General features: G+C 67.9%; 19 protein-coding genes and 1 pseudogene. 11 read left to right on the top strand and 9 right to left on the bottom strand.

Annotation, left to right across the window (positions count from 1 at the left end):
- Positions 1–130: 130 nt before the first annotated feature.
- The 3 genes from QE385_RS00365 to QE385_RS00355 all read right to left on the bottom strand — a co-directional run bounded on the left by QE385_RS00365 (position 131) and on the right by QE385_RS00355 (position 1,974).
- Positions 131–514 carry a hypothetical protein gene (locus QE385_RS00365; protein WP_307098011.1) on the bottom strand — a complete coding sequence of 128 codons (384 nt, stop codon included), beginning with the start codon at positions 512–514 and terminating at the stop codon, positions 131–133.
- 216 nt (positions 515–730) lie between these two features.
- On the bottom strand, positions 731–1,420 hold the full coding sequence (locus QE385_RS00360; RefSeq protein WP_307098010.1) for an anti-sigma factor domain-containing protein: 690 nt from the start codon (positions 1,418–1,420) through the stop codon (positions 731–733).
- Complete coding sequence (locus tag QE385_RS00355; RefSeq protein ID WP_307098009.1) at positions 1,417–1,974, bottom strand: sigma-70 family RNA polymerase sigma factor; 558 nt, start codon at positions 1,972–1,974, stop codon at positions 1,417–1,419. Before QE385_RS00355 ends, QE385_RS00360 begins: the two co-directional genes overlap by 4 nt.
- A gap of 177 nt (positions 1,975–2,151) precedes the next feature.
- Here QE385_RS00355 and paoA point away from each other — a divergent pair, with 177 nt between their 5' ends.
- From paoA to QE385_RS00300, 11 genes are all read left to right on the top strand, one after another.
- Positions 2,152–2,790, top strand: coding sequence for an aldehyde dehydrogenase iron-sulfur subunit PaoA (gene paoA / locus QE385_RS00350; RefSeq protein ID WP_307098008.1), 639 nt, complete (start codon positions 2,152–2,154; stop codon positions 2,788–2,790).
- Positions 2,787–3,737, top strand: coding sequence for a xanthine dehydrogenase family protein subunit M (locus tag QE385_RS00345; protein WP_307098007.1), 951 nt, complete (start codon positions 2,787–2,789; stop codon positions 3,735–3,737). The genes paoA and QE385_RS00345 overlap by 4 nt, the downstream gene beginning before the upstream one ends.
- Positions 3,734–5,944 carry an aldehyde oxidoreductase molybdenum-binding subunit PaoC gene (gene paoC, locus QE385_RS00340; RefSeq protein ID WP_307098006.1) on the top strand — a complete coding sequence of 737 codons (2,211 nt, stop codon included), beginning with the start codon at positions 3,734–3,736 and terminating at the stop codon, positions 5,942–5,944. Before QE385_RS00345 ends, paoC begins: the two co-directional genes overlap by 4 nt.
- Positions 5,945–6,074: 130 nt before the next feature.
- On the top strand, positions 6,075–7,436 hold the full coding sequence (locus QE385_RS00335) for a cation:proton antiporter (protein WP_307098005.1): 1,362 nt from the start codon (positions 6,075–6,077) through the stop codon (positions 7,434–7,436).
- Positions 7,437–7,541: 105 nt separating this feature from the next.
- The gene (locus QE385_RS00330; RefSeq protein ID WP_307098004.1) at positions 7,542–8,177 is read left to right on the top strand and encodes a tetratricopeptide repeat protein; all 636 of its coding nucleotides are present in this window, start codon (positions 7,542–7,544) and stop codon (positions 8,175–8,177) included.
- Between the two features lie 356 nt (positions 8,178–8,533).
- A complete protein-coding gene (locus QE385_RS00325) occupies positions 8,534–11,023 on the top strand; it encodes a glycoside hydrolase family 9 protein (RefSeq protein ID WP_307098003.1) in 2,490 nt (829 codons plus the stop codon).
- Positions 11,024–11,139: 116 nt separating this feature from the next.
- Positions 11,140–11,592, top strand: a complete 453-nt coding sequence (locus QE385_RS00320) for a MarR family winged helix-turn-helix transcriptional regulator (protein ID WP_307098002.1) — start codon at positions 11,140–11,142, stop codon at positions 11,590–11,592.
- A complete protein-coding gene (locus QE385_RS00315) occupies positions 11,589–12,992 on the top strand; it encodes an efflux transporter outer membrane subunit (protein ID WP_307098001.1) in 1,404 nt (467 codons plus the stop codon). The genes QE385_RS00320 and QE385_RS00315 overlap by 4 nt, the downstream gene beginning before the upstream one ends.
- Positions 12,989–14,152, top strand: coding sequence for an efflux RND transporter periplasmic adaptor subunit (locus QE385_RS00310; RefSeq protein ID WP_307098000.1), 1,164 nt, complete (start codon positions 12,989–12,991; stop codon positions 14,150–14,152). The genes QE385_RS00315 and QE385_RS00310 overlap by 4 nt, the downstream gene beginning before the upstream one ends.
- On the top strand, positions 14,152–15,711 hold the full coding sequence (locus tag QE385_RS00305; protein WP_307097999.1) for a DHA2 family efflux MFS transporter permease subunit: 1,560 nt from the start codon (positions 14,152–14,154) through the stop codon (positions 15,709–15,711). The genes QE385_RS00310 and QE385_RS00305 overlap by 1 nt, the downstream gene beginning before the upstream one ends.
- 68 nt (positions 15,712–15,779) lie before the next feature.
- A complete protein-coding gene (locus tag QE385_RS00300; RefSeq protein ID WP_307097998.1) occupies positions 15,780–16,577 on the top strand; it encodes a ThuA domain-containing protein in 798 nt (265 codons plus the stop codon).
- Positions 16,578–16,586: 9 nt separating this feature from the next.
- On the opposite strand, the pseudogene QE385_RS00295 reads toward QE385_RS00300, so the two are convergent.
- The 6 genes and pseudogenes from QE385_RS00295 to bamA form a co-directional block, all read right to left on the bottom strand.
- Positions 16,587–17,868 (bottom strand): annotated as a pseudogene (locus QE385_RS00295) (L-serine ammonia-lyase).
- 190 nt (positions 17,869–18,058) lie between these two features.
- Entirely contained in the window at positions 18,059–18,373 is a 315-nt protein-coding gene (locus QE385_RS00290) for a PilZ domain-containing protein (protein WP_307097997.1), read from the bottom strand.
- A gap of 138 nt (positions 18,374–18,511) precedes the next feature.
- A complete protein-coding gene (rpmE, locus tag QE385_RS00285; RefSeq protein ID WP_007404343.1) occupies positions 18,512–18,742 on the bottom strand; it encodes a 50S ribosomal protein L31 in 231 nt (76 codons plus the stop codon).
- Between the two features lie 98 nt (positions 18,743–18,840).
- A complete protein-coding gene (gene fabZ, locus QE385_RS00280; RefSeq protein ID WP_307097996.1) occupies positions 18,841–19,329 on the bottom strand; it encodes a 3-hydroxyacyl-ACP dehydratase FabZ in 489 nt (162 codons plus the stop codon).
- A 7-nt stretch (positions 19,330–19,336) separates the two neighbouring features.
- On the bottom strand, positions 19,337–20,008 hold the full coding sequence (locus tag QE385_RS00275) for an OmpH family outer membrane protein (RefSeq protein WP_307097995.1): 672 nt from the start codon (positions 20,006–20,008) through the stop codon (positions 19,337–19,339).
- On the bottom strand, positions 20,008–22,737 hold the full coding sequence (bamA, locus tag QE385_RS00270) for an outer membrane protein assembly factor BamA (RefSeq protein WP_307097994.1): 2,730 nt from the start codon (positions 22,735–22,737) through the stop codon (positions 20,008–20,010). Before bamA ends, QE385_RS00275 begins: the two co-directional genes overlap by 1 nt.
- Between the last annotated feature and the right edge of the window lie 25 nt (positions 22,738–22,762).

Below are 22,762 nucleotides of genomic sequence, written 5' to 3'. Positions count from 1 at the left end.
ATTTCCTTCGGATCACGGTCTGCCGAGGATCGGCGGACCCGGATGCCCGGGCAGCAGGGAAAGAAGGAAAAGGGGGCCGCAAAGCGCCGAGAACCGTCGATATGCGACTAAAGCCCCGATGATATGGGGATCAGGCCGCCATTCCGCAACCATGCGCCATCCGGGGCGGCGGCGCGGCGAGCCGATAGTCCCCCGCGATCCGCAGGATTTCGGCAGGCGTATAGACCATCTCGGCGGCGCCCCGCGCGTCCTGCGGGGCTTCGCGCCAGCCGTCGATCTCGGTCATGCGGACCGGGCGGCGGGCGACCAGCCCGATCCAGTGCGCCAGCAGCACGTCGAGTTCGCGAAAGCCGTTGGCGGTCACCCGGTGGCGGACGATATGGTGGCGATCCGACAGCCCCCGGCGGTCGGCGCTCCATAGCGGCGCGATCCGTTCCTCCACCACGCGGATGCCGTCCATCAGCGCGCGATAGGCGCGGTCATGGTCTTCGATGCTCGAAGGGCGCCGGCTCATCGGCAACCCATCCGCCGCCAATAGCGCCGCCGAAGCCAGCGGGTCACGAAGCGTGCGATCATGCGCCGCCCGGTCCGTCGAGAAATAGGATCACCAGGTTGCTCCGACGCGACAAGCGGGAGCACAAGGTCTCTCAGCCGCCAGCGCTTGCGGTCGTCAAACCGGCGATGCCACCGACTAGCATGTCCGCCCCCACCCGTCGCGCTGTTTCTGCCGTCACACCGGCGTCCATGCGCCGGTCGCCACCACCGGCCCGGTGGGCAGCGGCCCCGGCGCACCGCCAACGGGCTCGATCGAGATGGCGATGGTCGCCCCGACCCGCATCCGGTCGCGAAGCGCGCGAGACAGGGCCAGCCGGGTCGCCCCCCGATCCGCCATCAGGCCCAGCGAATGCGGCACGCCGTCCGCCCCGATGATCCAGAGCTGCGCGCTTCGCCCCGCCCGGTGCTGGTTGGCGGCGTCCAGCGACAGGCGGCCGGTCCCGGGGTCATAGAGTGCGGCGATCGGCCCAGCCCCGTTGTTCGCGACGATCGTCGTCAACAGCGGGGACGGCGAAGCCACCTCGGGCCCGCGCAGGGCGACGAACAGTAACAGGCAGGCCGCGACCAGCCCCGACAGCGCCGCCAGCCCCTGCCACAGCCGGACCGACGACCGCTGCTGCGGCGGCGCGCCGAAGATCGTCGCTTCCAGCCGGGCGAGCCCGTCCGCCGGAGCGGCGACTTCGGGCCAGGCATCGAACCAGAGCGCGAAACGATCGCGCCACCGCGCCGCCTGGGCCGCGAAACCGGGATCGGCCAGCATCCGGCGGAGCGCCGTCGCCCGCTCCTCCCCCTCCAGCAGCCCCAGCGCCAGTTCGGCGGCCATCGCGTCGGGTTCGTCGCCCGTCATGGTCGGTGGCGGTGTCATCGCTCCATGCAGTCCTTCAGGCGGATCAGGCCGCGGCGGATCCAGGTCTTCATGGTGCTGAGCGGCACGGCCGACCGATCGGCCAGTTCGGCATAGGTGCAGCCGTCGAAAAAGGCGGTGCGGATCGCATCCCGCGACCGCCCTTCCAGTTCGTCGAGGCAGCGGCCCAGGCGATGCGATTCCTGCGCATCCTCGACGACCGTGCTGGCGATGGGGGCGTCGTCGACCAGCACCGGCTGTTCGTCGATCGGCGAGGCCCGGTGCCGCCCATGCGCCCGCCGCCAGTCGATCGCCCGGTTGCGCGCGATCGTCGCCAGCCAAGCCAGCGGGCTGGCGGGTCCGGGCTCATATCCGCCTGCGCGCTTCCAGACGGTCAGATAGACGTCCTGCAACACATCCTCGGCCGCCTGGCGTTCCCCGCAGATGCGCAGGCAGATGCCGAACAGCCGCGCCGACGACAGGCGATACACCTCCCGAAAGGCCGCGCGATCCTCCTGCGCGGTGCGGAGCAGCGCCTCGGCGAGACGCGAGCGGCTATCCTCTTCGATCACCATGATGCTGGTCCTTTGGCGGCAAACTATCCTATGATATTTTCGGACGCCACCAAAATGACTTAGGCGCGTTGTGTGACATGATGACCGCCAGCCGCGCTGGCCTGTCGACCGGGCCGGTTGCGTCCTGAGACCTTTTCGCGCGGATGACGGATGACCGGAATCCAAGGGAGCAGGACGGTGGCGGACAAAAGCGAATTTTCCGTGTCGCGACGCGGCGTCATGATCGGCGGCGCGGCAACCGCGATGGCGGCGCACAGCCCGGCCGAGGCGCAACCCCGAAAGGCGACCATGCCCCCCGAACCCACCACCATGCCCGTCACCCTGAAGGTCAACGGCAAGGACCGCGCGCTGTCGCTCGATCCGCGCACCACGCTGCTCGACACGCTTCGCGAGCATCTCCACCTGACCGGCACCAAGAAAGGGTGCGACCATGGCCAGTGCGGGGCCTGTACGGTGATCGTCAACGGCCAGCGGATCAACAGCTGCCTCTCGCTCGCGCTCCAGCATGACGGCGACGAGATCACCACCATCGAGGGGCTGGGCACGCCCGATCGGCTGCACCCGATGCAGGCGGCCTTCGTCAAGCATGACGGCTATCAATGCGGCTATTGCACACCCGGCCAAATCTGCTCGGCGGTCGGTGTGCTCGACGAGATCAAGCGCGGCGTGCCCAGCCATGTGCAGGCCGACATCACCGCGCGTCCGCAGGCGACCGGCGCCGAGATGCGCGAGCGGATGAGCGGCAATATCTGCCGCTGCGGCGCCTATTCCAACATCGCCGAGGCGATGACCGAGGTTGCGGGAGCCAAGGCATGAAGGCCTTTACCTATGAGCGCGCCAGGGACGCGGTCGCGGCGGCGCGCGCGGCGGCGCGACCGGGTGCGAAGTTCCTGGCGGGCGGCACCAATCTGCTCGACCTGATGAAGATCGAGGTGGAGACGCCGACCCACCTGATCGACGTCCAGGATCTGGGGCTCGACCGGATCGAGAAAACGAAGGAGGGTGGCCTGCGCATCGGCGCCTTCGCCACCAACACCGCGCTCGCCGCCGACGATCGGGTGCGGCGAGACTATGGCGTCCTGTCGCGCGCGATCGTCGCGGGGGCCAGCGGCCAGCTGCGCAACAAGGCGACGACCGCTGGCAATCTGCTCCAGCGGACGCGCTGCCCCTATTTCTACGATACCAACATGGCCTGCAACAAGCGCAAGCCCGGCACCGGGTGCAGTGCGATCGGCGGCTATTCGCGCCAGCTGGCGGTGGTGGGGGCGAGCAGCGACTGTATCGCCACCAACCCCAGCGACATGAACGTCGCGATGCGGGTGCTCGACGCCACGGTCGAGACGGTGAATGCGGACGGCCGGACCCGCGCCATCCCCATCGCCGACTTCCACCGCCTGCCCGGCAACACCCCGCATATCGAGACGGCGCTGCATCCGGGCGAGCTGATCACCGCGATCACCCTGCCCCGCCCGGTCGGCGGCACGCATATCTATGAGAAGGTGCGCGACCGCGCCTCCTATGCCTTCGCGCTCGTCTCGGTCGCGGCCGTCGTCCAGAAGGATGGCACCGGCCGGGTCGCGGTGGGCGGCGTCGCGCACAAGCCCTGGCGGGTCGAGGCGGCGGAGGCCGCCCTGCCGCAAGGGGCCAATGCGGTGACGGCGACCCTGCTCGCCGACGCCCGCCCTACCCCGGACAATGCCTATAAGGTGCCGCTCGTCGAACGGACGCTGGCGGCCGTCATCAGCCAGGCGAGGACCGCATGAAATTCACCGAGCCTGCGGGCGCCAACCCCATCGACCGCATGGCCGTGGTCGGCCGGGCGCATGACCGAATCGACGGCCCGAAAAAGGTCACCGGGACCGCCCCTTACGCCTATGAGCATCATGCCGAGGCGCCGAATGCCGCCTATGGCTGGATCATCGGTTCGGCCATCGCCAAGGGCCGCATCCGGTCGATGAACCTGGACGATGCACGCGGCGCGCCGGGCGTGCTGGGCATCGCCACCGCCGCCGATGCGGGCAAGCTGAACAAGGGCAATTTCAACACCGTCAAGCTGCTCGGCGGGCCCGAGATCGACCATTATCACCAGGCGATCGCCATCGTCGTCGCCGAGACCTTCGAACAGGCGCGCGCCGCCGCTGGCCTCGTCCGCATCGATTACGAACGCGCCAAGGGCCAATATGACCTGGACGATGCGCTGAAGACCGCGCCGCTGGCTGGCGGCGAAGAGGGCAAGCCCGGCAAGGCCGACCGGACCGGCAGTTTCGAGAGCGCCTTCGCCGCCGCGCCGGTCCAGCTCGACGCGACCTATACGACGCCCGATCACAGCCATGCGATGATGGAGCCGTTCGCGTCGATCGCATCCTGGGACGGCGACCAGCTCACCGTCTGGACCTCCAACCAGATGATCGCCTGGGGGCGCGGCGACCTTGCCAAGACGCTGGGGCTGCCCAAGGAGAAGGTGCGGCTGATCTCTCCCTATGTCGGCGGCGGGTTTGGCGGGAAGCTGTTCCTGCGCGCCGATGCGGTGATGGCGGCGCTGGGCGCCAGGGCGGTCGGGCGGCCGGTCAAGGTCGCGATGCAGCGGCCGCTGATGGCCAACAACGCCACCCACCGCCCCGCGACCACGCAGCGCATCCGGATCGGCGCGAGCAAGGACGGCAGCATCCAGGCGATCGCGCATGAAAGCGGATCGGGCGATCAGCCCGGCGGCGGCCCCGAAACGGCGGTCAACCAGACCAAGCTGCTCTATGCCGGTCCCAACCGCCTGACCTCGATGCGGCTCGCGGTGCTCAACCTGCCGGAGGGCAATGCGATGCGCGCGCCCGGCGAGGCGCCTGGCATGATGGCGCTGGAAATCGCCATGGACGAAATGGCCGAGAAGCTGGGGCTGGACCCGGTCGCCTTCCGCGTGAAGAACGACACCCAGGTCGACCCCGAAAAGCCCGAGCGCCGCTTTTCGCAGCGCCAGCTGGTGCGCTGCCTGGAGGAAGGCGCGCAGCGTTTCGGCTGGTCGCGGCGCAGCGCCAAGCCCGCCCAGGTCCGCGACGGCCGCTGGCTGGTCGGCATGGGCGTCGCCTCCGCCTTCCGCAATCATATGAACATGAAGTCGGCCGCGCGGGTCACGCTGGGCAAGGACGGTCGCCTCGTCGTCGAAACCGACATGACCGATATCGGCACCGGCAGCTATACGATCATCGCCCAGACCGCTGCCGAGATGATGGGCGTGCCGATGGACAGGGTCGATGTCCGGCTGGGCGACTCCGCCTATCCCGTATCGGCGGGCTCGGGCGGGCAGTTCGGCGCGGCCAATGCGACGGCCGGGGTCTATGCCGCGTGCGTGAAGCTGCGCGAGGCGATCGCGCAGCGGCTGGGCTTCAACTCGGCCGACCTCAGCTTTGCAGGGGGCAAGGTCACGGGCGGCAACCGATCGGTCGCGCTGCGCGATGCCGTCGCCGCCGGTCCGCTGTCCGCCGAGGACCGGATCGAGTTCGGCGAGCTCGACAAGACGTACCAGCTGTCGACCTTCGGCGCGCATTTCGTCGAGGTCGGGGTGGACGCCTATACCGGCGTCACCCGCCTGCGCCGGATGCTGGCGGTCTGCGCGGCGGGGCGCATCCTCAATCCCAAATCGGCACGCAGCCAGATGATCGGCGCGATGACCATGGGTGTCGGCTCGGCGCTGATGGAGGAACTGGCGGTCGACACGCGCTTCGGCTTCTTCGTCAACCACGACCTGGCCGGCTATGAGGTGCCGGTCCATGCCGACATCCCGCATCAGGAGGTCGTCTTCCTGGAGGAAGCCGATGACAAGGCCAATCCGATGAAGGCCAAGGGCGTGGGCGAGCTGGGCCTGTGCGGGGTCGGCGCGGCGGTGGCGAATGCGGTCTATAACGCGACCGGCGTGCGCATTCGTGACTATCCGCTGACGCTGGAAAAGCATCTCGACCGGCTGCCAGCCATGGCGTGATCGACCGTCGGCTTTCCCCTTCGCCTGATATCGTCAGGACCTATGCAGAGCATGGTCTGCCCCGCTAAGGTCATCATGATACCGCTCCCCAAAGGGGATCGGATGACAGGAGGGGGCTCGGCAGGGCGATATGAACGACGCGATCGACAGTTTCTGGCAGACGGCGGGGGGCATATTGTCGCCGCATGGCCCGGCGACCGCAGCGCAGGCGGCCAGCTATGCCCCCGGCGACTTCAGCATCCATTTCTTCCTGCAACTCGCCGTCATCCTGTTCGCCTGCCGCATCGTCGGATGGCTGGGGCAGCGCTTCCTGGCGCAACCGCCGGTCGTGGGGGAGATGATCGCGGGCGTGGTGCTGGGCCCCTCGCTGCTGGGACTGGCCTTTCCCGAGCTTCAGGCCGCGATCTTCCCCAAGGAGACGCGCAACATCCTCTATGCCGGGGCGCAGCTCGGGGTGGCGCTCTACATGTTCCTGGTCGGCCTGACGCTGCGGCTCGACCATTTCCAGTCCAAGGCGCGCAGCGCGTTGGCGGTGTCGGCCTCGGGCGTCATCGCGCCGTTCCTGATCGCGGCGGTCATCACGCCTGCGCTGCTGACCGTACCGGGGCTGTTCGCGCCGGGCATCAGCCAGGCCAATGCCACGCTGTTCATGGGCGCCTGCATCGCGCTGACCGCCTTTCCGATGCTGGCGCGGATCATCAACGAACGCGGGCTGGCCGACAGTCCGCTGGGCACCCTGTCGCTGGCGGCGGGGGCGTTCGATGACGCGACGTCCTGGTGCGTGCTGGCGGTGGTGCTGGCGACGTTCGGCGGGGGCAGCGGGGTCGCGATCCTCGCGATCGGCGGCGCGTTCCTGTATGTCGGTTTCCTGATCCTGTTCGGCCGCCGCATCCTCGCCCCGCTCGGCCGCGCGGTCGAGGCGCGGGGCGAGATGAGCATGAACGTGCTGGCGATCACGTTGATGGCCTTCTGCATCTCGGCCTTCATCATGGACGCGATCGGGGTCCACGGCATATTCGGCGGCTTCATCCTGGGCGTCTTCATGCCGCGCGGACTGTTCGTCGCCGAGCTGAAGAAGAAGGTCGAGCCGCTGGCCGTCGTCCTGCTGCTGCCGATGTTCTTCACCTATTCGGGGCTCAACACCCGGATGGACATGGTCAATTCCCTCCCGCTGCTGCTGATCGCGCTGGGCATCCTGGCCGCATCGATCGCGGCGAAGTTCGGCGCCTGCTATCTCGCGGCGCGGGTGTGCGGCGAGGACAACCGGACCGCGATGGGCATCGGCGCGCTGATGAACTCGCGCGGGCTGATGGAGCTGATCATCATCAATATCGGGTTGCAGAAGGGGATTATCGGCCCCGCGCTGTTCTCGATGCTGGTGCTGATGGCGATCGTCACGACGATGATGGCCAGCCCGCTGTTCGAGTTGGTCTATGGCCGCCGGGCGCGGGTGATGGGCGAGATGGAGACGCTGAAAAGCGCCCGCGTCTGACGGCGAAGGCTGTCACCGCATCGCCACGCCCCGTTTCGTTTACAGTCTGTCAACGGGATTGACCCAGAAGGGGCGCGGCCGACCCATTCCAACAGGATCCATCAGATGAAACGGGGCAAATTCTTCGTCATTGCGGGCATCGTGCTCGTGCTGGCCCTTCTGGCGTTCATCGCCATGGCGCTGCTGCGCCGCCCGGTCGACAAGGCCGAGCCCGCCCCCGTCTTCGTCGACCGCCCCGCCCCCGCCATAGCCCCCGCCGCCGCACAGGCCGCCGCGACCAAGGCGCCCGGCGATGCCGCCGCGCAGAAGCGCCTGGGCGATGCGATGCTCGCCGCCCGCCGCTTCGACGAGGCTGCCGCCGCCTATCGCGCCTCGCTGGCGATCGATCCCAACCAGTCGACCGCCTGGTCGGCGCTCGGCGAAGCGGTGATGCAGACGACCAAATCCAACTCCGCCGACCTCCCCGCCCCCGCCGCCGAAGCCTTTCGCAAGGCGCTGGCGCTCGATCCCCGCGACCCGCGCGCCCGTTTCTATTTCGCGATGGAAAAGGATCTGAAGGGCCAGCATGACGAAGCGGTGGGCGACTGGCTGGCGCTGTTGCGCGACGTGCCCGCCGGTTCGGATGCCGACGAAGCCGTGCGCGCGGCGCTGGCCGCCTCGATCAAGCGCAACATCGCGCTGATCCGCCAGGCCGCCGACGAGGCCGGACGCGCCCAGCCGCGCTACAAGTCGCAACCCTGATCCCCAGCCGTACGCCGCATCGCGGCGTCCGGCCCCCTCCTCGACACAAGGGCATGAGCGGCGATCCGTTCATGCCCTTTTTTTCGTGGCCTTGGGTCGTCCCATGCCCGATCATATGAGCGTTATACTCACGTCCCCTCCGGCCCCTTGCGTCGGCTGGGCAAGGCCCGTGCCGTCCCTTTGACTGATGCAGGATAACCATCCACTTTTCCGTTGTTTAATCCGGCAATCTGCCACAGATTGCCTGCGCCGCGAGGTCATAAAGGCCCCGGCATGCGGGACGCGGAATGCGGGACGGACTCTCCGTCCGGGCGCCGCTTCCGCGTTCATAAATGATAGCGCTACTAGGAGGGGATATGCTGAAACGGATGGGGATCGCCTTGTTGGCCTCGGCCAGCGTGATCGCGGGGGCCCAGGCGGTCCGGGCACAGTCGCTGGCCGTCACCCCGGCGGAGACGCTCGAGCGCCAGGGGCTGACCGTCATGGTCGACCAGAATCAGTTCAGCCCGATCTTCTTCGACGAGAAGAATGCCGGGCTCCAGATCGTCCTGCATGGCGAGCGGATCGCGACCGATGGCGCGGTGCGATTGAACCGCACGCCCGAACAATGGGACCCGGTCCCCGCCTTCATCAGCCGGACGCGCGGGACCGAGCCCAATCAGGTGGTGGTCCGATCCACCTATAAGGACGTCGATCTGGGTTATCGGGTGAAGGTGACGGCAGAGGGCGACGGGTTTCGCATCGCGGTCGACCTCGACAAGCCGCTGCCCGCGGCGCTGGCGGGCAAGGCGGGGTTCAACCTCGATTTCCTGCCGACCAGCTATTTCGGCAAGACCTATCTGATGGACAGCGCGCCGGGGCTCTTCCCGCGTCATGCCACGGGACCGATGCGCAAGGACGGGTCGGGCGATCCGATGCCGCTGGCCGCCGGGGGCAAGTCGATCACCCTGTCGCCCGAAGATCCGCTGACCCGCGTCACCATCACCTCGGACGCCGGGGCGCTGGAACTCTATGACGCGCGCAACCGGGCGCAGAATGGCTGGTTCGTCGTCCGCTCGCTGATCGCGGCCGGGGCCAGGGAGAATGCCGTCGTCTGGCATGTCCGCCCCAATGTCGTGAAGGACTGGGTCCGCGCGCCGGTCGTCTCGTTCAACCAGGCGGGCTATACGCCGGGCCGATCCAAGATCGCGCTGATCGAGACCGATCCGCACGGTTTCGCCCCCGCCGAGGCCGAACTCGTCCGCCTGGCCGCCGACGGAACCCGGCAATCGGTGCTGCGCAGCCGCGTCACCCCGCGCGGACGCTGGATGCGCTATAATTACGCCGCCTTCGACTTCTCGCAGGTCCGCGAACCGGGCGTCTATGCCATTTCCTATGGCGGCCAGGTGACCAACCCGTTCCGCATCGCGCCCGACGCCTATGACCGCATCTGGCAGACCTCGCTCGACACCTTCATCGCCGAGCAGATGGACCATGTCGGCATTCGCGAACAATATCGCGTCTGGTCCGCCCCCTCGCATCTGGACGATGCGCGCCAGGCGCCGCCCAATCACGTCCATTTCGACGGCTATAAAATGGGTCCGACCCTCGATTCGCCGTTCAAGCCGGGTGAGCATATTCCGGGGCTGGACGTCGGCGGCTTCCAGGATGCGGGCGATTACGACATCCAGACGCCGCAAAACGCCGCCGTGGTCCGCGATCTGGCCTGGGGGCGTGAGCTTTACGGGCTGGACTGGGACGAGACGAGCGTGGACGAGGCCGCCCGTGCGGTCGAAATCCGCAAGCCCGACGGCCAGCAGGACGCGGTCCAGCAGATCCGCCACGGCGCGCTGCAACTGCTCGCCCAGTACAAGGTGTTCGGCCATGCGATCGTTGGCATCATCGACCCCGTCCAGCGGCAATATGCTCATCTGGGCGATGCGGGGTCCCAGACCGACAATCTGACCTATGACGCCTCGCTGGGCGTGGCGGAGCGGCGCGGCGGATCGTCGGGCGCGCAGGACGATCGCTGGGCCTTCACCACCGATCTGCCCGCCAACAATCTGGCGGTGGCGGGCGCGCTGGCCGCCGCCTCGCGCGCGCTGGCCGACAGCGACCCGACCATGGCCGCCGAGGCGTGGGATGCCGCCAAGACGCTGTGGTCCCGCCAGCAAAAGGGCCCGGTCAAGGCGGGTGACGGGCGCGACGATTCGGGATCGCCCTGGTCGGCGGAGGGCGCCAATGTCGGCGCGACGGTGGAAATGCTGATCACCAGCAAGGGCGACCGCGTCTATGCCGATCGCCTCCGCGCGCTGATGCCGGTGGTGGCCAAGAGCTTCGAATGGGTCGGGGCCTCGGCGATCCGCGCCCTGCCCTTCATGGACGCCAAGTACCGGGCCGCACTGGTGCCGCTGGTCCGGCAGGCCAAGGCGACGCTCGACGCCGATCTGGCCAAAAACCCCTTCGGCGTACCGATCAGCGAAGCCAATTGGGCCGGATCGCATCAGGTCGTCGCGTTCGGATCGAACATGTACCTGATGCACAAGGCGTTCCCGGAGATCGTCGGGACCGAATACACGCTGAACGCGATCGACTATGTGCTGGGGCGGCACCCGGCGAACAACCTGTCGCTCGTCTCGACGGTGGGTACCGCGTCCAAGCTGATCGGCTATGGTCACAACCGCGCCGATTACGGCTTCATCCCCGGCGGGCTGGTGCCGGGCGTGCTGATCGTGAAGCCGGACTTCCCCGAGTTGAAGACCGACTGGCCGTTCCTGTGGTTCGAGAACGAATATACGGTCGCGACCACCTCGGCCTATATCCTCGCCGCCAATGCCGCGATCGCGGCGACCCGCGAAACCCACTGACCCGAACGGGGCGAGACGCGATCGTCTCGCCCCACCGCACCCGCTCGACCATGACAAATACGTCATGATGGCATCCATAAATTGACTGCCGTGGCAGCTATTGCCATGGCAGTCATATGGCTCACCAAGATACTGCCCATTTCGATCCCGAACGCTCGGTCGGTTATCTGACCAAGCGCGTGTTCCAGCTCGCCCGGATCGGGATGGAGCCGATCTTTCAGGATGAGGAAGTCACCCATGTCCAGTGGAGCGCGCTGATGACGCTGCTCTGCGGTTTCGGGGAGACGGCGGCGGAGATGTCGCGCCACCTGTGCCACGATACCGGCGCGACGACGCGGATCATCGACACGCTGGAGGAGCGCGGCCTGATCGCGCGCCGCCGCTGCACATCCGATCGCCGGGTCGTCCGCCTCGCGCTGACCGAGGCCGGGCGCATCGTCGCGGAACGCTGCAAGGTCAAGGTCGTCACCCTGTGGAACGACTGGATGGCCGACTGGTCGCAGGAGGATGCCGACCAGCTCGTCGCCCTTCTCCTCCGGCTCCGCGACCGTCTGGAGACACAGGCATGAAGCGGTCGGCATTCCTCACCGCCCTTTTGCTGGCGGGCTGTTCGGTGCCGCAGGCGCATCCCGCCATCGCCCCGGTCGCGACCGACACGCTGGGTCTGGGCACCGCGCAGGCGCCGCTGGTGGCGACCGAGTGGTGGCATGGGCTGGGCGATCCGCAGCTCGACCGGATCGTCGGCGATGCGCTGTCCGGCAATCCGTCGCTGGAGATCGCGATGGCGCGGCTGCGCCAGGCCGAGTCGGTGCTGGCCAGCCGCCGGGCGGAGGACGGCCCCGCCGTGTCGCTCGACGCGCAGGAGCAATATAGCCGCATCTCGGGCCGCTACACCATTCCGCCGCCCTATGCGGGGACGACCCAATGGCTGGGGCAGGCACAGGCCAGTCTCAACTGGACGATCGACCTGTTCGGGCGACAGGCCGCCGCGATTCAGGCGGCGCGCGCCTCCACCCGCGCGGCGATGCTCGACGTGACGGCGGCGCGGCTTGCGCTCGCAGGATCGGTCGCGCAGACCTATGTCGAACTCGCCCGTGCCGAGCGTCAAGCGGCGATCGCGCGCCGGACCATCGATACACGCACCCGCTCGCTGGGGCTGGTGCAGGCGCGCATCCGCAACCACCTCGCCAGCCAGCTCGACGCCAGCAGCGCGCAGACTTTGCTCGCCCAAGCGCGGGTCGCGCTGGCAAGGGCCGAGGCACAGGCGGCGCTGGCGCGCAACGCGCTGGCGGCGCTGGCCGGGCGGGGCCTCGACTATCCCGCGACGATCGCGCCGACGCGGATCGCGCTCGACACCGCGCTCCCCATGCCGGGCATCGTGCCCGCCGACCTGCTGTCCCGTCGCCCCGACATCGCCGCCGCGCTCGCCCGGATCGAGGCCGCGAAGGGCGGGCAGGAGGTCGCGCGCAAGGCGTTCCTGCCCAATGTCAATCTGATGGCGCTGGCGGGGTTCCAGGCGGTCGGGCTGGGCAATCTGTTCACCGCCGATGCCGGGACCGTCGGCGCCGGGCCCGCCATCCACCTGCCGATCTTCGACAGCGGGCGGCTTCGCGCGGGCCTGGCCGGCGCGACCGCCGCGCTCGACCTGGCGACCGCCGATTATAACGACCGGGTCGTCGGCGCGGTGCGCGAGGCCGCCGATGCGGTGACGCGCAGCCGCACCCTCGCCACCGAGCGCGCCCGCCAGAGCGAGGTCACGCGCGGACTGGCCGAGACGCGCCGCCTGAACGCCATTCGCGTATCGAGCGGGCTGCAATCGCAACTGGGGTTGATCGACCCCGATATCCGCCAGCTGGAGGCCGATCAGGCCGACGCCAATCTCGCCGCCGACGCGGTCCAGGCGCGGATCGCGCTGGCCGTCGCCCTGGGCGGCGGTTTCTCTCCTTCCACCGAAAGCACGCCCCGATGAGCGACACCGCCACCGCTGCCCCCTCCCCCGCGCCCGCTGGCAAGCCCAGGGCGCGCAAGACCGGCCTGACCATCCTGGCGGTCGTCGTGGTGATCGCCGCGATCGTCTGGGCCGTGTTCCACTTCCTGCTCGCCAAGCCCGAGGAAGAGACCGACGACGCCTATGTCGCGGGCGATGTGGTGGCGATCACCGCGCGCGATCCTGGCACGGTGCTCGCCATCCATGCCGACAACACCCAGACGGTGAAGCAGGGCGCGCCGCTGATCGACCTGGACCCCGCCACCGCCGATGTCGGCGTGGCCTCGGCCGCCGCCGAGCTGGCGCGCGCGGTCCGCGCGACGCGGGCGGACTTCACCAAGGTCAACCAAAGCGGCGCGGCCATCGTCCAGGCGCAGGCCGAGCTGACCCAGGCGCAGGCCGATTATGCCCGCCGCCGGGGTGCCGCCGCCGAGGGGGCCGTGTCGGGCGAGGAGCTGTCGCACGCCGCCGACGCGGTAAAGGTCGCGACCGCCAACCTGAACCTCGCCCGCGCCCAGGCGGCGCAGGCGCGCACCGCCGTGCAGGGGACCGAGGTATCGACCAACCCGTCGGTCCTCGCCGCGATCGCCGCCTATCGCCGCGCCGCCATCGCGCGCAGCCATATGCACGTCGTCGCCCCGATCACCGGCGTCGTCGCGCAGCGCACCGTGCAGGTCGGCCAGCAGGTCGCCGCCGGAACCCCGCTGATGGCGGTGGTGCCGCTCGACCGGCTCTGGGTCGACGCCAATTTCCGCGAGACCCAGTTGAAGGACCTGCGGATCGGCCAGCCCGCGACGATCGTCGCCGACATCTATGGCGGCAAGATCGTCTATCACGGCAAGGTTATCGGCCTGGGCGCGGGCAGCGGCAACGCCTTCGCGCTGCTGCCGCCGCAAAATGCCAGCGGCAACTGGATCAAGATCGTCCAGCGCGTGCCGGTGCGGATCGGGCTGGACGCCAATGAGCTTCGCCAGAACCCGCTGCGCGTCGGCCTGTCGGCGACCGTCACGGTCGATACCGCCGACCAGCGCGGCCCGCGCATCGGTGCCCCTGCAAGCCAGACCTATCGCACCCCCGCGACCGACGGCAACGATCCCGCGATCGAGGCGCGGATCGCGCAGATCATCGCGGCCAATCGCTGATGGCGGGCGCCCCTCCCCAGGCGGGCGCGGGGGACGGCCCCGCTCCGCTGAAAGGCGCCTCGCTGGCGCTGATCGCCTTCGCGCTGGCGCTGGGCACCTTCATGCAGGTGCTCGATTCGACCATCGCCAACGTCTCGCTGCCCACCATCGCGGGCAATCTGGGCGTCAGTTCGGACAACTCGACCTGGGTCGTCACCGCCTTCGCCGTCGCCAACGGCGTGGCGGTGCCGCTGACCGGCTGGCTGATGGGCAAGTTCGGGGTGGTGCGGACATTCTGCGTCTCGGTCTTCCTGTTCACCATCGCCTCGTTCCTGTGCGGCATCGCATGGGACCTGTCCTCGCTGATCGGTTTCCGCGTGCTTCAAGGCGCGGTATCGGGGCCGATGATCCCGGGCAGCCAGGCGCTGCTGATCTCGATCTTCCCGCCGCAGAAACGCTCGACCGCGCTCGGCATCTGGTCGATGACGACGCTGGTCGCGCCGATCATGGGGCCGATCCTGGGCGGCTACATCTCCGACAATTATCACTGGAGCTGGATCTTCCTGATCAACGTGCCGGTCGGCCTGTTCTGCGCCGGTGTCTGCTGGCGCGGCCTGTCGAGCCGGGAAACGCCGACCCGCAACCTGCCGATCGACAAGGTCGGGCTCATCATGCTGGTCGTCTGGGTCGGGGCGCTCCAGATGATGCTCGACCTGGGCAAGAATGATGACTGGTTCCATTCGACCCGGATCGTGGTGATGACGGTGATCGCCATCGTCGGCTTCGTCGCATGGCTGATCTGGGAGATGACCGACGCCAACCCGGCGGTCGACCTGTCGCTGTTCAAGGGGCGCAATTTCAGCATCGGGACGCTGGCCTTCTGCCTCGGCTATGCCGTGTTCTTCGCCAACACGCTGCTGCTGCCGCTCTGGCTCCAGACGCAGCTCGGCTATACCGCGACCTGGGCGGGGCTGGTCGCCGCGCCCAGCGGGGCGGTGGCGGTGGTCCTCACCCCCATCGTCGCGCGGCTGTCGGGCAAGGTCGATGCGCGGATCATGGCGACCATCGCCTTTGCCGCCTTCGGCCTGTCCTACTGGATGCGCTCGGGGCTCAACACCTCGGCCAGCTTCAGCGACTTCGTCCTGCCGCTGATGGTTCAGGGGATCGCGATGAGCACCTTCTTCCTCGCGATGCTGACCATCGCGCTGGACGGCGTGCCCCAGCATCGCATTCCGTCGGCGACCGGCATTTCCAATTTCGCGCGCATCACGGCGGGGAGTTTTGCCGCGTCGCTGACGACGACGATGTGGGACCGGCGCGAGGCGCTGCACCAGGCGCATCTGTCCGAGGCGATCGGCCAGAATCCGGTGTGGCAGATGGCGCGGACGGGTCTCAACCATCTGGGCCTGACCGATACCCAGGCCGCCGCCGCCGTCACCCGGCAGATGGTCGGCCAGGCCTATCTGCTGGCCTCGACCGACATCTTCTATGTGTCGGCCTGGCTGTGCATCGTGCTGGCGGCGCTGACCTGGTTCACCCGGCGACCCAAGCCGCATGACGGCCCGATCGCGGCGGATTGACGAAACGAGGCGCCCGGGGCTTTCAACCTCGGGCGCTTTGGCGTTAGGCTCCCGGAAAAGGGAGATGGATGATGCTGAAAACATGGGCGATCCTTGCCGCGCTGGCGACTGCGCAAGTCCCGGCCGATCCGCATCTGCCCGGCCGCGTGAACGACAGCATCGCCCCCACCCTGCCCGCCGGATTGCAGCGCGGCGTCCTGATCGTCTCCAAGACCAATGGATGGCGGCATATCGAGCATATCCCGCACTCCAATACCGTGCTGGCCGGGATCGCCAGCGAACTGGGCCGCGCCAGCTTCACCACCGAGAATGCCGCCATCTTCAACGACGACCAGCTATCGCGCTTCTCGGTCATCGTCCTCAACAGCGCCAGCGGCGATTTCCTGAGCGCCGAGCAGCAGGCGGCCTTTGCGCGCTTCGTCGCGCGCGGTGGCGGGGTCGTGGCGCTGCACGCGGCGGGCGACGACAGCCACAAGGCGCCCTGGTATGCCGATACGATCATCGGCACGACCTTTATCGGCCATCCGGGCGGCGCGGATCACATCCAGCCCGCGCGGGTCGTCGCGGTCCGGCCGGACCATCCCGTGCTTCGCGGCGTGACGATGCCCTGGGTCGCGCGCGACGAGTGGTACAGCTTCGACGCCAATCCGGCGGCGCGCGGCATGACCGTGCTCGCCCGCGTCGACGAGGGCAGCTATCGCCCCGGCGAGCGGCTGCGCATGGGCGCGGACCATCCCGTGCTGTGGATCAACCCGCGTAGCAGGGGGCGGGTCGTCTATTCCGCGCTGGGGCATGAGCCGCAGCTCTATGACGATCCCGCCTATCGCCGCATCCTGACCAACGCGATCCGCTGGGCGGCGCGCTGACCCGGCGGGTCAGCACTCGACGACGTTGACCGCCAGCCCGCCCAGGCTGGTTTCCTTATATTGCGACTTCATGTCCTCGCCGGTCTGGCGCATCGTCTCGATCACCTGATCCAGGCTGACGATGTGCCGCCCGTCGCCGTGCAGCGCGAGATAGGCGGCGTTGATCGCCTTGATCGCGCCCATCGTATTGCGCTCGATACACGGGATCTGGACGAGCCCGCCGATCGGGTCGCAGGTCAGCCCCAGATTATGCTCCATGCCGATCTCGGCGGCATTCTCGACCTGCGCGGGAGTGCCGCCCAGCGCCGCCGCCAGCCCCGCCGCCGCCATCGAGCAGGCGACGCCGACCTCGCCCTGGCAGCCCATCTCCGCCGCCGATATGGAGGCCCGCTTCTTGTAGAGCATCCCCACCGCCGCCGCCGTCAGCAACAGGGTACGAACCCCGTCGCGCGTCGCACCATGGACGAAGGCCTCGTAATAGCGCAGCACCGCCGGGATGACCCCGGCCGCGCCGTTGGTCGGGGCGGTCACGACCCGTCCGCCCGCCGCATTCTCCTCATTGACTGCCAGCGCCCACAGGCTGACCCATTCGAACACCAGGCTGGGATCGGTGCGCGGCCCCCGGTCGAGCAGCTTCTGCTTGATCGCCTGCGCACGGCGCTGGACCTTCAGCCCGCCGGGCAGGATGCCCGTCGCGGTACAGCCGCGATCGATCGCGCCCACCATCGCATCGCGAACCCGGTCGAGAAACGCGTCCGTCTCCGCATCCTCGCGCCACGCCGCCTCGTTGGCGCGGACGATCTGCGCGATCGACAAGCCGGTATCCCCGGTACGCTCGAGCAGTTCCGCACCGGAAGCGAAGGGATAGGCCAGTCGCCGGTTGGTCCGCGCCAGTTCGGCCCCCTCCATCCGGATCGCACCGCCGCCGATCGAGTAGAAGCGCCGCACCACCGAACTGCCGTCGGACAGGAAGGCGGTGAAGACCATCCCGTTGGGATGGGCGGGCAGGAAGCCGGGGCGGAACAGCAGATCGGCCTCGGGATCGAAATCCATCGCATGCCGCCCGTCGAGCGTGATCCGCCGCGTCTCGCCCGATCCGCGCGAGCAGTCCCTCAACGGCGTCGGGATCGATCGTCTCGGGCGTCTCCCCCGCCAGGCCCAGCAGGACGGCACGGTCGCTATGGTGCCCGCGCCCGGTCAGCGATAGCGATCCGAACAGCTCGGCCTGCACCCGCACCGGGATCAGCCCGGTGTCGAGCATCTCGACCGCAAAGGCCTTGGCGGCGCGCATGGGCCCGACCGTGTGCGAACTGGAAGGGCCGATACCGATCGTGAACAGCTCGGTCACGCTGACCGCGGCGACACTGTCTTCGCCACGCGGCAGCGCGGTCACGGGAGGGACTGGCAGGGTCAAGATCGTTCCATTTGTAACGAATAGACCCATGGACTAGCCCAGCCGGTCGCCCCTGGCCACCCCGCGATCAGGCGAGCGGCGCCAGCACCTCATAGGCGTCCTGCGCCAGCGGAGTCTGGAACTGGCACCCCGCCGCGAAATCGTCCGCCCAGACGATCCGGGCGATCACCTGCCCCACCTTGGGCAGCCGCAGCCAGATCGTCATCCCGCTGCGCAACTCGGTATAGGTTTCCAGCCGGGCGCCGTGGGTCGAAATGTCGAGGACGCGGCACAGCGCGCGGGCCAGGCCGTCGCCCTCATAATCGGCCTCCACCTTCACCTCCGTCCGCTTCGAGCGACGGCGGGCCGGGATTTTCAAGGGCTCGAATTCGGCGGCGAACATGCAGGCAATGCTAAAGCGAGGTGGTAAATACATCGCAAACGATTTGCCCGCCGCGCGCGGCGGATACAAAAAACCCGGCCCCTCCGCATGGGAGGCGCCGGGTCCTTTGCGACGGCACGGCCCCGCAGGGCCAGGCCATTACTTGCGGAGCGTGAGACCGCCACCGAAGCGCTTGTTGAAGCGCGCGACCTGACCGCCGGTGTCCAGCATCTGGCCACGACCGCCGGTCCAGGCCGGGTGCGCCAGCGGATCGATGTCGAGCTGCATCGTGTCGCCTTCCTTGCCCCAGGTGGAGCGGGTTTCGAACACGGTGCCGTCGGTCATCTGGACCTTGATCATGTGATAGTCGGGGTGCGTATCGGTCTTCATGATATTGCTCCGGAAAATGGCTGGTTCCGACCAGCCTTAAAGCTCAAGGCGCGGCCCATAGCGGACCGCGCCCCGATAGTCAAAAGCGACGTGAGCCCTTACGCCTCGGCGGGCGGATCGGCGATCATCGCGGTGAAATTGGCCTCCGCCACGGCGACGCCGTCGATCTTGGCGACACCCGCGAACTTGCACACGCGGGTCCGCTTCGACACGAACTCCACCTCCAGATGGAGGAGGACGCCGGGTTCCACGGGCTTGCGGAACTTCACGCCGTCGATCGACATGAAATAGACGAGCTTGCCCGAATTGGCGAGGCCCAGGCTTTCCACGCCCAGGACACCGGCGGCCTGCGCCAGCGCCTCGACGATCAGCACGCCGGGCATGATCGGACGGCCAGGATAATGGCCCTGGAAAAACGCCTCGTTGATCGTCACCGCCTTCACCGCGCGGATCGACGTGTCGAGGACCAGTTCCTCGACACGATCGACCAGCAACATCGGGTAACGGTGCGGGATCGCCGCCATGACCCGCGTGACGTCCAGCGGGCCGAGGACGGTCTTCGCCTCGTCGTTCACAACGTCGCTCACGAAGCGATTACCGGCCGCTGTTCTGGCGACGCGCGGGCGCCGGAGCCGGGGTGGCGGCCGGAGCGGCGGCGGGGGCGGCGCCCTGCTGGCCACCCTGCTGACCGGGCTGCCAGCCCGCCGGCGGGGTGATGCTGACGGTCGGGACCAGCTTGTCCAGCTCGGCCGTCACCGCCGAGGTGATGTCGGCGGTCGGCTGCATGAACAGCACCGCCTGCGGGCTGACCAGCAGACTGACATTCTTGGCGCGGACGGCGTTCTGCACCGCTTCGCCCAGCTTGGCCTGGAGCTGCTCGACGGCATAGGTCTGCGCGCGGACGGCGGGCTGGGTCAGGCGGGCCAGTTCCTGCTCGGCGGCCTGCTGCTTGGTCTGGATCGCCTGCGCCTGGGTGCGCAGCGCCGCTTCGTTGGCGTTGGGGGCCGAACGCGCGGTCTGGAACGCCTGGACCAGCGGGTTCAGCTCGGCAGCGAGCGCGGTGCGGCGGGTCTCGGCCTGGTCGAGCTGCGCCTTGTAGGTCGTCTCGATCTGCTGGCGGGCGGTCGCCCAGGCGCGCGAACCGGCGATCGCACCCTGCGGGTCGGCCACGGCGACGCCGTTCACCTGCGCACTCGCGGTCGTCGCGACGGTCGCGGCCGGGGCCACCAGGGCCGCCGCGAGGAGGAGCTTGGAAATCGTCTTCATCAGAACTGCGTCCCTACGTTGAAAGTGATGAGCTTGGGGTCGTCGCCCGGCTGCGTGACCAATGCCTTGGCCAGGTCGATGCGCAGCGGTCCAAATGGTGAATTCCAGTTCACACCGATGCCGATCGACACGCGCGGACGCCAGGTGCCGCCGTAGAACTGCTCTTCGGCATAGTTGGTATTCTGCGCGATCGTGTTGGTGCTGGTGCCCGAGCAGGTTCCGCCCGACGTCGCCGAGAAGCCGACCGAGCAGGTGGTGAACTGCCCCGCATTGTCCGACCCGGTCGGCACGACGTAGAGCTGCCGCCCCTGCCCGTCCTTGAGCAGCGAGGGGGCGAGCGTCTTCGACCCGTCCTTGTTGAACAGCAGATTGCCGTTGGCGTCGCGCGCCTGCGGGAAGTCGAGCGACGGCAACGGGCGGGTGATGCCCCACAGGCTGCCCGCCTGGACATAGATGCTGGGCCGCAGACCCATTTCGCGCGCACCCGAGCCCAGCGGAATCTCGAGTTCGGCGCGCGTCAGATAATAAGCGCGGCCGCCCAGCGCGTCGTCGACGATCTGGTCGCGATCGGTCTGACGCGACTGCGATCCGTCGGTGCCGATGACATAGGGCACGCGCAGCACGCGCGGACCGACGCCGCGAATGTCGAAGCCACGGAACTGCGGCTCGCCCAGATAGAAGCGGTCGACGATACGCACCGGGTCGATGCCGGGACCGCGGCTGTCCTCCAGCGAGTGGATATAGCCGCCCTCGCCCAGCACCGAGAAGACGAAGCCCTTGCCCAGACCCCAGAACTTCGCGCCTTCGCCACGGGTGCGGATATATTTCACGTCGCCGCCCAGACCGGCAAAGTCCTGGCTGAACGAGAAACGCTGACCCGCGGTCGGACGCAGACGGCTGTTCAGGCTGTCATAGATCAGCGAATAGCCGACCGACGAGGTCCAGCGATTGCCGATCGCGTCGCAAAGATAACGGCCCGCCGTCTGGAAGTTACAGCTGCCATCGGCGTTGAAGAAGGACGAGGCCAAACCGACCTCGTCATAGGTCAGGCCATAGCGACCCGACAGCGACCAATATTCGGTCAGCGGCACGCCCGCGCGCACCTGGAAGCCGGTCGACACCTGGCTATAGGTCGTCTGGCGGGTGGTGCCCAGATAGTTGAACGAGTTATAGTCGCGACGGAACACGTCGACGCCCAGCGCGACGTTCTTGTCGAACACATAAGGCTCGGTGAAGCCCAGCTCGATCGACTTGGAATAGGCCGAATAGTTCACGCCCGCGCGCAGTTCCTGGCCCTTGCCGCGGAAATTGCGCTGGGTGATGTTCGCCTGGATGATGAAGCGTTCCAGCGACGAATAGCCCGCCGACAGCTGGAGCGAGCCGGTGGACTGTTCCTCGGTGTTGGTTTCCAGCACGATTCGGTCGGGGGTCGAGCCGGGGTTCTGCTTGACCTCCAGCTTTTCCTGGAAATAGCCGAGCGAATTGATGCGGTCCTGGCTGCGGCGGACCTGGAAGCTGTTGAACGCATCGCCCTCGGCCACGCGGAACTCGCGGCGGACGACCTTGTCCTGGGTCTGCGTGTTGCCGTTGATGTCGATCCGCTCGATATAGGTCCGCTTCGCCTCGGCGATGTTGAACGTGATCGACATGGTCAGCGTGTCCTTGTCACGCTGGAACTCGGGGTTCACGTCGGTAAAGGCATAGCCGAACAGGCCCGCCGTCTGGCTGAGGCTGTCGATCGAATCCTCGATCAGCTTGGCATTGTACCAGTCGCCCTTCTTCATCGGCAGCGACTGGGCGAGCTTTTCATTGTCAAAGTCGCGGATCTGGCTGTCGACCTTGACGTCGCCGAACTTGTAGCGCGGGCCTTCCTCCACCACATAGGTGATGATGAAATCCTTCTTGTCCGGGGTCAGCTCGGCCACCGCGCTGGTCACGCGGAAATCGGCATAGCCGTTGGACAGATAGAAGGCGCGCAGCTTCTGCTGGTCGGCGGCCAGGCGATCCTGGTCGTAGCTGGTGGCCGAGGACAGGAAGCGAAACCAGCGCGACTGCTTGGTGTACATCGCACCGCGCAGCTCGTCGTCGGAGAATTTCTCGTTGCCGATGATGTTGATCTGGCGGACCTTGGACTTCGGCCCCTCGCTGATCTCGAACACCACATCGACGCGGTTCTGGTCCAGATTGACCATCTTGGGGTCCACCACCGCGCCGAACCGGCCCTGGCGGCGGTACAGCTCGACGATGCGCGCCACGTCCTGGCGGACGGCGGTGCGGGTGAAGATCTGCCGCGGCGCGAGCTTGATCTCCTTCTTGATCTTGTCTTCCTTCAGGCGCTTGTTGCCCTCCAGAATGACCCGGTTGATGATCGGGTTCTCGCGCACCCGCAGCACGATGTCACCGCTCTCGACGCCCGAGATCGAATAGTCGGCGAACAGCTCGGACGCCTGGAGATCCTTCAGCGCCTGGTCGAGCGTTTCGGCCGAATAGGGAATGCCCACGCGCAGCTTGGTGTAGGAGAGCACCGTTTCGGGCTCGATCCGCTGCGCGCCCTCGACCCGCAGCGTCTTGATGATCCGCTGCGGCGCGGGCGTGGCGGCGGGCGCCGCCGCCTGTGTCGTCGTCCCGGCGGGCGTCGCGGGCGCGACCTGCGCCATGACGGGGACGCCCGACAGCATCGTGCCCGCCAGCAATAAGGCGCCTGCGCGCACAGTCTTGATACCCGTCATTGCTGTCACCAAACCCACCCCAGAA

Source organism: Sphingomonas sp. SORGH_AS_0950 (assembly GCF_030818415.1).
In the GTDB taxonomy this organism is placed as follows: domain Bacteria; phylum Pseudomonadota; class Alphaproteobacteria; order Sphingomonadales; family Sphingomonadaceae; genus Sphingomonas.
The sequence above is the reverse complement of the archived record's forward strand: the minus strand, read 5'-3'. Positions and strand labels throughout refer to the sequence as shown.